The organism is Sagittula sp., assembly GCF_052825245.1.
In genome coordinates, this window is record NZ_JBRBWD010000046.1 from 40,037 (window position 1) to 52,770 (window position 12,734).

Here is a 12,734-nt window from a genome sequence, read left to right on the forward strand (position 1 = left end):
AGTAACGTCAGCCCGGTCGCTTAAGCACGCAGGGCCCCCGATGTATCGATCCGCTCTCTCAGAACGCGCAATTCTTCCTCCGTTGGTGGCCGCGTTTGCGGCACCTCGCCTCTGATCGCCAGATCGAACCCCGTATGACGCTGGACCTCTTCGGGCGTATTTCCCGCATGCACCGATTTCAGTCGCATTCGCAGCGTCGTCTTGTCGAAATCCATAACCGCTCGCGGTGTCACCACCAGGCGCGGTCCTTCATTGACCAGCCCGGCGTCGCGTTTCGCGGCAGGCCCGGACAGATGTCCGGGTATTGTGATGAAATCGACCGTTTCCACAAAGTTTCGCGCCGTATGCACGGTGGGGCAAATGTAATACCGCGACGAGGTGTGGCAGTATGACAGGTTTGCTGCCCCCGGCCCGCGCATCTTTGGTGCGTGCAGCGTGCCGCCGACGTGGTGCAGGTTGATGTTGCCGTACACATCGTGCTGCAAGCCACTGTGAAAGAAAAAATCCAGCCCGTGATGGCTGTGGCCGAACAACTCGATAAAGGTCTCGGCGGCCTCGCAGCGGCCGAGCGCACGATCGTCCAGCATCGACGGATACAAACGCCCCGGCTCGGGGTTGAAGAACATCTCGCCGCCGACCGTCAGGTTCGGTGCATGCAGCTCGCGGGCTAGCGCAATGGCCGCCATCGGCACCAACGCGGCTGCACCCGCCGCACCCAGTTCTCCGTCGGCCAGATCGCGGGCCAACACGACGACCATCTGTTCAATTGGGGAAACCGCTGCACTCATTCGTTCCGTGCCTCGGCTTCGAGCACGGCGAAATACCCGGCTCCCCCGACCGCTTCGATGTAGTCGCTCTGGTTTTTCGGTCCGGTCACATGGCGGGCGATATAGGTGTCCAGCCCCGTGCTGTCGCCGGTCCGGGCGGCATCCCCCAGATCGGCGTAGGCGTCGATATGGTCCTCGTCCATCGCATAGTTGGGAAAGCTCGCGGTTGGGTGCGCGCCATAGGGCACCTCGACCACGGCATCGACATAATAAGACGGCACGGTAACCCGCGAGGGATCGTCCAGAACGACCTCGTCCGGCACGATCCGGTCCACGCTGGCAATGACCATGTCAGACGCGCGTGCCATCAGCTGATCGGCGTAGACCATCGTGCTGAGATGGCGCAGGTTTCCCCAACGGTCGGCTTCCTGCGCGTGCAAGAACGTCACTCTGGGGCGGATCGGCCCGACGGCGTGAATACGGCGGCCGGAGAACGGGCAGTCGATTTCGTGCAAAAGCGGGTTGTGCTTCAGAACGTCCGATCCGCGCAGCGCGTCGATTGGCTGGAACGGCACGCCATGAGCCGACGCCATCAGCCCGCCCACCACGGTCAGCGCATCCAGCGCGTGCGCGGTCACCTGCCCTGCCTCGACCGCGCGGCGGAAATTGGGGCAAAGCCGGTTTTCCAGCGTAACGCCGGGAATAAAGACCTGTGCGACCGCGCCTGCCGCAATCATCAGGTCGACATCATACCCCGCGCCCGGCGAGGAATACACATGCAGACCATCTGCGCCCGCGGCCAGCAACGCGCGCACCAGTGCGACAGGGCGGCTTTGCTTGAACAGACCACCGAGACAAAGCTCGGGGCGTTCTTCCAAAGCGCCTCGTGCCAGCCGGGCTGCGTCTTGCAGGCCTGTGACCTTGCTGCGACGTGTGGGTTTCGCTTGGCCTTCCATCGTTGGGCGTGCCACTCCGATAGTGATTGCGCTGACCCATCCTAGTTGACGCTATGGGGTCCATCACCTTCCGACTAGCGCAAAGCCTGATCGAACACATATGTGGAAATGCTTGCGCCCGGTTCCTGACAGGCAATTGAGACCGGTCAGAACCACCCTGCCGCGACACCGCCGCCAACGATGAGCGTGATGAGGAGGATGCTCGCAACACCGAAGATCCCGTTCCACCGCAAGCCGATGGTCAGCGGCCGCTCGCCCACGATGGAGGAGGCGTAGACCACCGCCGTGATGGCCGGTCCCATGCAGATGATGCTGCTCCAGCCACCAGCCAGTGCAAGGCCCAGAGCAAGCGGCGACAAACCTTCCACGCCGACGCGGTTGACCACCTCTGCCAGCAGGACCACCGAGATCATCGGATGCACGCCCAGCAGCCCCGTCAGAAACACCGTCATGATCAACAGCACGACGGTCAGCACAGGCCGCGTTGCGATCCAGCCAAGATGGTCGGCAATCCATTCGACCGGAACGACCTCCAGCGCGACGAGGCCGATGAACCCCGCCGACGCGATGACGCTCATTTCGGTCGCGAAACCCGGTGCCTGGGTCACAAACCGGCGCGATATACCGGCAAGGCTGCCACTGCCGCTGCGCATAACCGACCAGAGCAGCGCATAGATCGGCACGATGGTGATCAGGACGGTCTGGAAACTGTACTGGGTCAACCGGTCCAGCGTGACCACGGCGGCGCCCAAAAAAAGCACATGCCCGGACACGATCAGGACGGCCCAGGGGCTCCAGTCCGGCAAGTCACCGCTCAGGGCCGGTGCCCGGCCGCGCGCCGAGGGCGGGCGCCACCATTCCACCGTGTCGAACAGCCATCCCAGAAGAAACAGAATCCCGGCCAGAGCAATCCCGTAAGGCGCCAGGGTCGTCCATTCGAGCCCCGGTATTGTGAGAATCATCAGATTGAGAGCGATTCCGAACGGCGTCCAGAACGCGATCGAGGAAAACCCCCGCATACAGGCGCTCACCATCCTGCGCTTGCGAGCCTGGAACACGAATTCGTCCATCTCGTGCCGATGCGCCGCCAGCCCTTTCATTATGATCTCCAGCATCACCCCAAGCCCGCCGAGATTTAGAAGCACCCCGAACAGATGCCCGCCCGCACCCAGAGAGGCGTAGCGACGGGTCGGCGGCTGCAGTGTCAGGAATTCACCGGCAACCTCGACAATCGGGTCTTGGGTGGCCGCGATGCGCAGGAAGGCGACAGCCGTCAGCAGAGCGGACAGGAACACGACGCGCCCCGCCGCCTGGACGAAGATGCCGGGGTCGATTCCATTGGCCAGCGCCAGAAGGGCGATCGCGAGCGAGAAGAAAAGCAGCACCCATCCGACACGGGCGATGTAGCGGGACGAAATGGCAAGATAGATGCAGAAAAACGGCGCGGCAGCGATGGACGCGACGGCGGAGGGCAAGACACCCTGAATGATGGCAGCGCCAAGACAAATCAGCAGACAAATGGCCGTAAACCTGTTGCGCTTGCCGGAACGTTTCAGGCGCTCGACAGGCGACATCTGCCCCCCCTTTTCCGAAGGCGCTCGTTGTGTCTGTGACGCAACGGCAGATGCGGTCTTTCATGGCACGACGGCGGAAATGCGATGCCGACAATTTCCCATTCACAGGCAAGGACACACAAGGTGCTCATCTTGTCGGCGCAGGGCGGACTAGCCCGGATTTGTGGTGGCACTGACCGCCTTGGTTCCGGGCCTCCGAGGATACATCGTCTGGCGGTCAATGACACAACGATGCCTCGAAATGTCTCTCCGCACATGCGTGCTTGTCTGCCCGACTTTTCACGCCGATACCCTCAACCACGTCTGTTCTTCTTTCCGAAGTTCTACGGTCACGTCCAACGCCCGATCCTGCACGGAAACAGAGGAAGGATGAGCACCCAGAATATCCAACGGCAGCAAGGATCACAACGCAAGCATCCCGCTCCAACACATATGTGCGAAAGAGTGGGGCCGAGAGTTGATAGCGCCCGCCTTGATGAGGCAATATGCAGTGTCAGAGAAAGAAGTGGATGATCAGCGATTTCACCATCCGTTTGTCGCGGTTCGTCGCCGCGCCGCACCGGCTGAGCGTTGCAGACGCCGAGCAGGCCGCGCTTTGCGTTGAGGATACCATAGCCGCCATCTATGGCGGGTGGCATGAACCGGTGGTTCGCCGGCTGGCGGCGCTTGACGCGGGCGGACCGGCAGTCCCGGCAGGAGCTGCTGAAGGTGGCAGTCCCGAACAGGCCGCGTTCCTGAACGCGGTTGCCGGTCATGCGCTCGATTTCGACGATGTCCATACGGTCAGCGTCACCCATCCCAGTGTTGTAATCGTGTCGGCGCTGCTGGCCACCGTGGATGTCCGGCCGGACACGGCCGGCCGCATTGCCCCCGCGCTTGCGGTCGGAACAGCCGTCAATGTCGCGCTCGGTCAGATCCTGGGTTTTGGCCACTACAACAAGGGCTGGCACGCAACGTCGACCATCGGGGTTCTGGCATCGGCGGCAGCGGTCGCGCATCAGCTTGGGCTCGACGACGACGCAGTCCGCAACGCCCTGTCCCTGGCCGCGTCGCTGGCCGGGGGAATGCAGATCAATTTCGGCGCCATGGCGAAACCGATCCAGGCCGGAAACGCCGCCCTTGTCGGATTGCGGGCCACCCGGATGGCCGAGGCCGGCATCACGGGCGCCCCGGACATCTTCGCGGCGCGCGGCTTCTTCGACCTTTATGCCGGCCCGGACGGGATTGCGGCCGACCCCGCAGCGGTGGAACCGCGGATCGATCTGGGCACGGTGTCCCGCAAGCTGTATCCCTGCTGCTACCTCACCCACAGGATGATCGCCGCCGGGCGGCACCTTCACGCCGAACGCGGCGGCGAGGCGGTGCCCGAAGGATCGGTGATTGAAATGACAGTGCCCGAAAGCGTCATGGTCCCGTTGCATGTCACCGACCCCAAAGATGGAATGCAGGCCAAGTTCTGTGCCGCCTATACGCTCGCCGTGGCCCTGCAGCAGGGCCAGGTCGGGCTGGTGGATTTCGAAGGGGACAGCCCCCATCGCCCCGCGGTGCGCCGGCTTATGGACATGGTGCATATCCAAACCATGCCGGAAGCGGGGCGGGATCACGCTGGCGTGGACCATGGGACGGTCCATGTCCGCCTGCGCAAAGGGAACGTAACCCTGGCCGAAACCTCGGTCGCGGCGCACCCCGGCTCTCCCTCGGATCCGGCAACCCCTGCCGCGATCGGCGACAAAATCGCCGATTGCCTCGGAAAATATCGCAGGGACGGGGGCGCGGCGCCCTCTGCCAGTGCGTTCCGCCGGGATCTGCGCACGCGGCTGCATCTGCCGCCACTGCGAGAGGCGTCGGCCCCCGACGGGCAAAAAAACCATGCGCGGCAGGACAAGCCCGTGAAGGAAATGTCCAGCGCCGATCAAACACCGTCTGAAAGGACCGTCTGATGGAATCGATGATTCATGACATGGCAGAGCGACTGTTCCGCGACCATGTCACCCACCGCATGCGCGAAGACGCCGCCTCGGGACAATGCCCCGAGGCGCTCTGGACGCAGATCGAGGAGGCAGGGTTAACCATGGCGCTGGTGCCAGAGGACGCAGGCGGTTTCGGCGTGCCACCGGCCGAGGCGCTCGGTCTTGTGCGTATTGTCGGGGCGCATGGCCTGCCCTTGCCTCTGGCTGAAACCCTGATCGCAAACGCCGTTCTGGCGGCCGCGAATATGGCCCTTCCCGGTGGCAGGCTGACCATCGCCGAAGGCGAAGCGCTGCGGTTGGAACGGCGCGGCAAGAAGATCCATGCGAGCGGGCATCTGACACTGGTGCCCTTTGCCCGCTGGGCGAACCGGATCGTGACCATTGGCGTCCTGGACGGTGTCGATCACGTCCTGTCCCTGCCGGTGAAGGATCTGATCGTTGACCCGGCGCAGGATTTTGCCGGGATGCCACGCGACGACATCGAACTCGATTATACCCTGACAGAGACCGATGTCACCCCCTTGCCACGACCCGTGGGAGGGATGCGCGGGCTTGGTGCACTTATCCGCAGTCTTGCCACCACCGGGGCGATGGAGACCATCCTGAAGATGAGCGTTCAATACGCCAACGACCGGGTGCAGTTCGGACGGCCAATCGGCAGGTTCCAGGCGATCCAGCACAATCTTGCGACAATGGCCGGAGAAACCGCAGCCTCGCGCACGGCCGCCGAGATGGCGGCCGGCAGCTATGACACACCGGCCTTTGCGCTGGCCGTTGCCGCCGCCAAGGCCCGCGCCGGAGAAGCGGCCGAGAAGGTCGGGGCCCTGGCCCACCAGATTCACGGGGCCATCGGTTATACCCAGGAACACGCGCTTCACCATTTCACCAAACGGATTTGGGGCTGGCGTGACGAGTTCGGCACCGAGCTTGACTGGACCAGGGAACTTGGGCGGGCCGCCCTGTCGAGCCCCCACGACACCTTCTGGCATTTCATCACAGACAGCGCTGCAAAAGGGACCCAGGCATGACCCTCACCGCTTTTTCTCCCCCCCCGCCCGGCGCCGACTATGACGACCTCCGGCAAGAGGTCCGCGCGTTCCTGGCCGACGAACTGGCCGATTTCCCGCCCATAAAACGCGCGCAGTCGTGGAATGGGTTCAGCCGTGATTTTTCACGAAAGCTGGCGCAGCGCGGCTGGGTCGGCATGACCTTCCCAAAGGAATACGGCGGCCACGCGCGCAGCGCGCTTGAGCGGTATGTCGTGTCCGAAGAGCTACTGGCCGCCGGTGCCCCGGTGATTTCGCACTGGATCGCAGATCGGCAGAGCGGTCCGCTCATACTTGCCAAGGGCACCGACGATCAGAAACGCCGGATCGTGCCGCGCATCGCCGCGGGCGAACTGTGTTTCTGCATCGGGATGAGCGAGCCGGATTCCGGCTCGGACCTGGCGGCGACGCGCACGATGGCCACCGAGGTCGACGGGGGGTTCCGGATCAACGGCACGAAGGTCTGGACGACCTATGCGCATGTCGCCGATTACATGATCCTGTTCTGCCGCACCGGCAAGAGCGACGACCGCCACGGCGGGATGAGCCAATTTCTGGTCGATCTCAAGGCCACCGACAACATTCAGATCACCCCGATCATCGACTTGGGCGGTGAGCATCATTTCAACCAGGTGGTATTCGACGATACCTTTTTGCCCTCCGATGCGCTGCTGGGCGAAAAGGGCGAGGGCTGGTCGCAGGTCATGAGCGAACTGGCGTTCGAGCGCAGCGGCCCCGAGCGGTTCCTGTCGTCGTTTGCCCTGATCGAGGAACTGATCCGATTGCTGCGCGACGACGCAACCGAAGCGCAGCAGGCCGAGATTGGCCGTTTGTCCGCGCATCTGATGGTGCTGCGGCAGATGTCACGATCGGTGGCCGGAATGTTGAACGAAGGAGAGAACCCGTCACTTCAGGCTGCCATTGTCAAGGATCTGGGAGCGCTTTTCGAACAGGACATTCCGCGCCTGGCCCGAAGTCTTGTGTCGCGCCCGGCGGTGCCTGGCGGGAGCGATAGCTATGCGGCTGTTCTGGCGTATACCGAACTCGCCGTTCCGTCGTTTTCGTTGCGCGGCGGCACACGCGAAATTCTTCGCGGTATCATTGCGCGGGGACTCGGACTGAGATGATCCCGCCTGCGGAATGACAACAACGGCGGGCGGCACACGTCTAGTGCCGGCCGGTTTCCCCAACCTCCGAACGATAGCCGAGTGCTCGGGAGAGCTGTTCAGCGGCCGTTTTGGCAGCGGCAACATATCGCTTCTTGTTACGCTTGGCGCGCTCCAGAGGAGCACCAATCACCAATGCTCCTGCCAAGTGTCCGTCGGCGCGAAAGACCGGAACCCCGAACCCCGCTGCATCTACATGCGCGGTTCCAGCTGTACTGGAATACCCGGTTTTGCGAATCTCCGAAATTAACCCGCGCAGTTCATTTTCATCGGTGATCGAATTAGGCGTCAGCGGCTTTAATTCAGTGCGCCGAAAATAATCGTCCAGTTCCTGCTGCGTGTCAAAGGCCAGCATGACCAGCCCCGATGCCGAACAGAACAATGGCCGGTTGATCCCCTGTTGGGCGACATACCGAACGGGCTGGGGGCTTTCGATGACCGACGAATAAATGACTTTCTCGCCGTCCCGGACAGCAAACAGGATGGTTTCACCGGTCTGGTTAACCACATCATTCATCACCCCGCGCAGGACCGATTCGAACGGGTGGTTGGTCAGAATTGACTGGGCGAACTGAAAAATCCTCGGACCCAGAAAGTAATTGTCTTCCTCGCGCATCAGATACCCCTTCTCGGTGAGGGGCCGAAGCAGCACCAGCAAACTGCTCTTGGGGCAATCAATCGCGATGCTGAGTTCCGAAAGAGACATGTGACGTTTGCAGCGCGCCAAAAGATCGAACAACGCAAGGATACGCGTCAAGGACCGGGGCCCTTCCGATGTGCGCCCGGCGGCTTCGGCTGGGCCAGATTGCGCGGTTTTCATAGTCATGTCTCCAGTGCCGCTATCCGGAACAGGCCTATGCCTTTCCTGGCTCTTTATCCGTCATGCGGGCCTTGATCATCCGCAACGGCGTATACTCCAATACCTGTTCTCCGGTTTGCTTGAACACCTTGTTTCGCGTCCGCACCAATCCGCGGTTCGGACGGCTCTTCGACCGGCGCGATTCTGTTACCTCGACCTCACAATGGATGGTGTCCCCGGCAAATGTGGGCCCCATGACCTTCAGTTCCATGTCCAGAAAGGCAAAGCCGGTATGTTGCATTGTGGATTGGGTCAAGAGCCCTTCCATAAAGGTATAGACCAGCGCACCGGGCGCGGCGAAACCGGGGATATTGGATTCCTTCTCTCGGAAGTCACGATTGATGAACAAGACCTCAAGCATGCCGGTAACACTTACAAAATTCGTGATATCGGTTTCGGTGACGGTGCGGCCAATGGTCCGAAACCTGCGCCCCACTGGCAAATCTTCATAACAAAACCCGAGTCCTACAGTTTCCATTTCGCACAATTCCCTTGATCAGTTCCATTTTCTGAGAGGGTTCGGCCACATCTGTCCTGCGCCCGGAACACGCCCCGGTTCCTTCACGTTAGGCGGCAAGCTCCGCAGCAATCAATCGACTGCCTCGTTTTTGCGGCTTTCACGTCGATTGAGCACATTCTTGATGAATCGCATTCTTCGCTCCAGTGGCCCCTTTTTCCACGCCACAGCACATATGTGGTTTTACGCGGCTGGTGCCGGATAGCGTTTGGGACATACCGAACGCGTACCTTACCTTTTTGTGAACAGGCGCCAAATGCCATGACCCGAAGAGGACCAGCATGAATTTCGGCTTTTCCGACGAACACGATGCCATACGCGACACGCTGGCACGAATGCTGAGCGATCACGCCACTCTCGCGGTGGCGCATGACTGTCTTGAGGCTGCCGACGGGTTCGATTCCGCAACCTGGACCGCCTTGGCGGACGGCGGATGGCTGGGCCTTGCAATTGCCGAAGACTACGGGGGGGCGGCGATGGGGGCGATCGAACTGGCCATTGTCGCCGAAGAGATCGGCCGTAGCCTGGCCGCCATACCTTTTGGCCCGGTTCTTGGCCTGGCGATCCCCGCGATTCAGGACTTGGGCACGCAAAGCCAAAGGGAAAATCTGCTTCCCCGGATCGCCGAAGGCCGCATGATCGTTACCGTCGCGCTTGCCGAGGATGGAGGGTCTGCACCGGAACGGGTCTCGGCAAAAGTGCTGCAGGATCGCCTTTCGGGACGGAAATCGCCAGTTTCGTTCGCATCCGATGCGTCATTCGCGATCGTCGCCGCCCTGGACGAAGGCGGCACCGCGCGCCTTTATCTGGCGGATCTTTCGGACCCCTCGGTGTCGATCAGCGCGCTGGATGCGATCGACCGCACCCGTCCGACGTCCGAGATCGTCTTTCACGACACGCCGGTTGAACTGCTTCCCGGGTCCGATCCCGCAGCGATCCGGACTCTTCTGGACGGCGCCGCAGTGTTGGCCGCCTTCGAACAGATCGGCCTGGCCGAGCGGGCGCTTTTCCTGACCAGAGACTATGCCTGCGAGCGGCAGGCGTTCGGACGCCAGATCGGCAGTTTTCAGGCGGTCAAGCACCGGCTCGCGGACATGTTCGCCAAGATCGAGCTGGCACGGTCCAATGCTTTTTTCGGCGCCTGGGCGCTGGCGAGCGGGGATGAACGGCTGTCCGAAGCGGCGGCGGTAGCACGCCTCGCGGCTCTCGATGCAGTGCAATTCACCACTGAGGAATCGGTGCAGCTTCACGGTGGGATCGGGTTCACCTGGGCGGCCGACCCGCATTTGTTTCTGCGGCGAGGATGGCAGTTGAAGGCCGAACTCGGCCTGGCCGATTTGTGGCGCGAGCGGCTGCTTTGCAATCTGGCGGACGGCCAAAGGGCCGCGAACTGACAAGGACAAAGTGCAGATGGATTTCAGCGACAGCCCGGAAGAAGCCGCGTTCCGCGCCAAGGCGCGCGACTGGCTTGATGCCACCGCGACCCGCCGCAATGGAAGCGAAAAGGCCCAGGACCATTTCATGGCCCGCGACGCCGACGAAGTTGCCCGTGCGCGCGACTGGCAGGCACGAAAGGCCGACGCAGGCTGGGCGGGGCTGACATGGCCCCGTGCTTTCGGTGGGCGTGACGCCACTCCGATCGAGCAAGTGATCTGGAATCAAGAGGAAGGGCGCTACGCCGTCCCGCCCAACGTCTTTCTGATCGGGATCGGGCTGGTCGGGCCTACGGTCATGATCCACGGCACCGAAGACCAGAAAACAAGATTCCTGCCCCGGGCTCTCACGGGCGAAGACATCTGGTGCCAACTTTTTTCCGAACCCGCCGCCGGGTCCGATTTGGCCGGTATCCGCACCCGTGCACGCCGCGAAGACGACGAATGGGTGATCTCCGGTCAGAAGGTTTGGACCTCGGGGGCGCATTATTCCACTCACGGCATCCTGCTGGCGCGCACCGATCCACAGGTGCCCAAGCACAAGGGAATGACCATGTTCCTTGTGGACATGTCCGACCCGGCCATCGAAACCCGTCCTATTCGCCAGATTTCGGGCAGCTCCAGTTTCAACGAAGTGTTCATCGACAACCTGCGCGTGCCAGACAGCGCCCGCTTGGGCGGTGTATCCGAAGGGTGGAAAGTGGCGCTGACCACACTCATGAACGAACGGTTCAGTATTTCCGTCGGCCGGGCCAGTGGCGGTGCGCGGGCCGAGGAATTGATTGATCTGGCTACCCGTGTCGAACGGAACGGTCGCCCGGCCATCGAGGACGACGAGGTGCGCGCGCGCATTGCCGATTTCATCGCGCGTCAACGCGGACTGGAATTCACCTCTTACCGGGTCATGACGTCGCTTTCGCGCGGCCAGGCACCGGGTGAAGAGGGCTCGATCGGCAAGCTGTTGCTGGGCAAGCTGCGGCAGGAAATGGGCGCTTTCGGGATGGATCTGGCGGGAACTTCGGCGGGCATATCAGCCAAGGTCGGGGATGACGTGGCGCGCTGGCGAAACGAATACCTGACCGCGCCGGGCAACCGGATCGCGGGGGGATCGGACGAGATCCAGCGCACGATCATTGGCGAACGCATTCTCGGGCTGCCGCCTGAAATACGCGTCGACAAGGATGTCGCGTTTTCAGAGCTTTGATCTGAATGGGCGCCACCCGGGACCAACGACCAACAAGGAGGAGAATATCATGAAGTTCAAGATAACCGGGATCGCTGCCGCATGCCTGGCAATGGCCACCTCGGCTGGCGCGCAAGACATCGATCTGCCTGACGTGATCGCTTGGTCGGCCTATGACACGGGATCGGCCGGTCATGCGCATTCCATAGCCATCGGCAACATGATGCGCAGCAAATACGGATCGACGGTCCGCGTGCTTCCGGGGCGAAACGACGTCTCGCGGATGACGCCGCTCAAAAACGGGACGGTCGATTATTGCCTGTGCGGCATCGCCTCCTATTTCGCTGCCGAAGGGGTTTTCCTTTTTGCTGCGCCTGAATGGGGCCCGCAGCCGATCCGCGCGGTGCTTCAGGCTGTCGGCGACTACGGTCTGGGTGTCGCCGTCGCGGCCGATGCCGGCATCGAGACGATTACGGACCTCAAGGGCAAACGGGTCGGTCGCGCCGTCAGTTCGCCGGCGATCGATGTCAACATGGAGGGGCTGCTGGCCTTTGCGGACCTGACATGGGACGACGTGGAGGCAGTGGAATTCTCGGGCTATGTGAACACGCTCCAGGGCATTCTCGAAGACCGTGTGGATGCCGCCTTTGCACTGACGACGACCACCGTAAACTACCAGATCGAGTCAAGCCCGCGCGGCCTGAAATGGCTTGAAACACCCGCGGACCAGACAGAAGCATGGGAACGCTACACCAGCGTAACGCCCTTCGTGACACCGCATATGGTGTCTGTGGGGCCGGGCATCGACCCTGCCTCCCCACTGCCCATGGCGCAGTACCCCTATCCGATCCTGGTCACTAACTCCGATCAGGATTCCACCGAGGTGCGCAACATCGTAGCCGCGCTTGACGCAGGGTTCGACGATTACAAGGATGCCGCCCCCGGTGCCAATGCGTATGCGATTGATCGCCAGATCCTGTCTTGGGTGATGCCATGGAGCGATGGCAGCGTTGCCTACTTCAAGGAAAAGGGTCTGTGGACACCGGAAGCCCAGGCAAACCAGGACAAATTGGTGGAACGGCAAGAGGTGCTCTTGCGGGCCTGGGGCACATTTGTCGGGGACGCTCCAGAGGGTGAAGAAGAATTTGCCGCTGCATGGATGAAAGCCCGTGCCGACGCACTGGAAGCGGCCGGCCACGAAGTCTTTTTCCGCTGATGCGACACAGCGCGGCGCCCCACAGGCGCCTTGCACAAAGCAACGCA

The 12,734-nt window shown here is 62.1% G+C and carries 11 protein-coding genes; 6 read left to right on the top strand and 5 right to left on the bottom strand.

Annotated elements, in window-relative coordinates:
- Window positions 1-20: 20 nt before the first annotated feature.
- The 3 genes from ACU0DV_RS20045 to ACU0DV_RS20055 all read right to left on the bottom strand — a co-directional run bounded on the left by ACU0DV_RS20045 (window position 21) and on the right by ACU0DV_RS20055 (window position 3,297).
- Window positions 21-788, bottom strand: coding sequence for a CoA-transferase (locus ACU0DV_RS20045; protein WP_027264349.1), 768 nt, complete (start codon window positions 786-788; stop codon window positions 21-23).
- Entirely contained in the window at window positions 785-1,645 is an 861-nt protein-coding gene (locus ACU0DV_RS20050) for a CoA transferase subunit A (RefSeq protein ID WP_036051647.1), read from the bottom strand. Before ACU0DV_RS20050 ends, ACU0DV_RS20045 begins: the two co-directional genes overlap by 4 nt.
- Before the next feature lie 224 nt (window positions 1,646-1,869).
- Window positions 1,870-3,297: a hypothetical protein gene (locus tag ACU0DV_RS20055; protein WP_027264347.1), complete on the bottom strand. Its 1,428-nt coding sequence runs from the start codon at window positions 3,295-3,297 to the stop codon at window positions 1,870-1,872.
- Window positions 3,298-3,806: 509 nt separating this feature from the next.
- Here ACU0DV_RS20055 and ACU0DV_RS20060 point away from each other — a divergent pair.
- From ACU0DV_RS20060 to ACU0DV_RS20070, 3 genes are read left to right on the top strand one after another with little or no spacing between them, the layout of a single operon-like run.
- Complete coding sequence (locus ACU0DV_RS20060) at window positions 3,807-5,237, top strand: MmgE/PrpD family protein (RefSeq protein WP_027264346.1); 1,431 nt, start codon at window positions 3,807-3,809, stop codon at window positions 5,235-5,237.
- A gap of 59 nt (window positions 5,238-5,296) precedes the next feature.
- The gene (locus ACU0DV_RS20065; protein ID WP_238367134.1) at window positions 5,297-6,295 is read left to right on the top strand and encodes an acyl-CoA dehydrogenase family protein; all 999 of its coding nucleotides are present in this window, start codon (window positions 5,297-5,299) and stop codon (window positions 6,293-6,295) included.
- Window positions 6,292-7,440, top strand: coding sequence for an acyl-CoA dehydrogenase family protein (locus ACU0DV_RS20070; protein ID WP_027264344.1), 1,149 nt, complete (start codon window positions 6,292-6,294; stop codon window positions 7,438-7,440). Before ACU0DV_RS20065 ends, ACU0DV_RS20070 begins: the two co-directional genes overlap by 4 nt.
- A gap of 40 nt (window positions 7,441-7,480) precedes the next feature.
- On the opposite strand, the gene ACU0DV_RS20075 is transcribed toward ACU0DV_RS20070, so the two are convergent.
- Complete coding sequence (locus tag ACU0DV_RS20075) at window positions 7,481-8,299, bottom strand: IclR family transcriptional regulator (protein WP_071974435.1); 819 nt, start codon at window positions 8,297-8,299, stop codon at window positions 7,481-7,483.
- 34 nt (window positions 8,300-8,333) lie between these two features.
- Window positions 8,334-8,816 (bottom strand): MaoC family dehydratase, encoded by a 483-nt coding sequence (locus tag ACU0DV_RS20080; protein WP_036051571.1) that lies wholly within the window; start codon window positions 8,814-8,816, stop codon window positions 8,334-8,336.
- Window positions 8,817-9,136: 320 nt separating this feature from the next.
- Here ACU0DV_RS20080 and ACU0DV_RS20085 point away from each other — a divergent pair, with 320 nt between their 5' ends.
- From ACU0DV_RS20085 to ACU0DV_RS20095, 3 genes are read left to right on the top strand one after another with little or no spacing between them, the layout of a single operon-like run.
- Window positions 9,137-10,249, top strand: a complete 1,113-nt coding sequence (locus ACU0DV_RS20085) for an acyl-CoA dehydrogenase family protein (protein ID WP_027264341.1) — start codon at window positions 9,137-9,139, stop codon at window positions 10,247-10,249.
- Between the two features lie 16 nt (window positions 10,250-10,265).
- Entirely contained in the window at window positions 10,266-11,492 is a 1,227-nt protein-coding gene (locus ACU0DV_RS20090) for an acyl-CoA dehydrogenase family protein (protein ID WP_027264340.1), read from the top strand.
- A 49-nt stretch (window positions 11,493-11,541) separates the two neighbouring features.
- Window positions 11,542-12,687 (top strand): TAXI family TRAP transporter solute-binding subunit, encoded by a 1,146-nt coding sequence (locus ACU0DV_RS20095; RefSeq protein WP_027264339.1) that lies wholly within the window; start codon window positions 11,542-11,544, stop codon window positions 12,685-12,687.
- The last annotated feature ends 47 nt before the right edge of the window (window positions 12,688-12,734 follow it).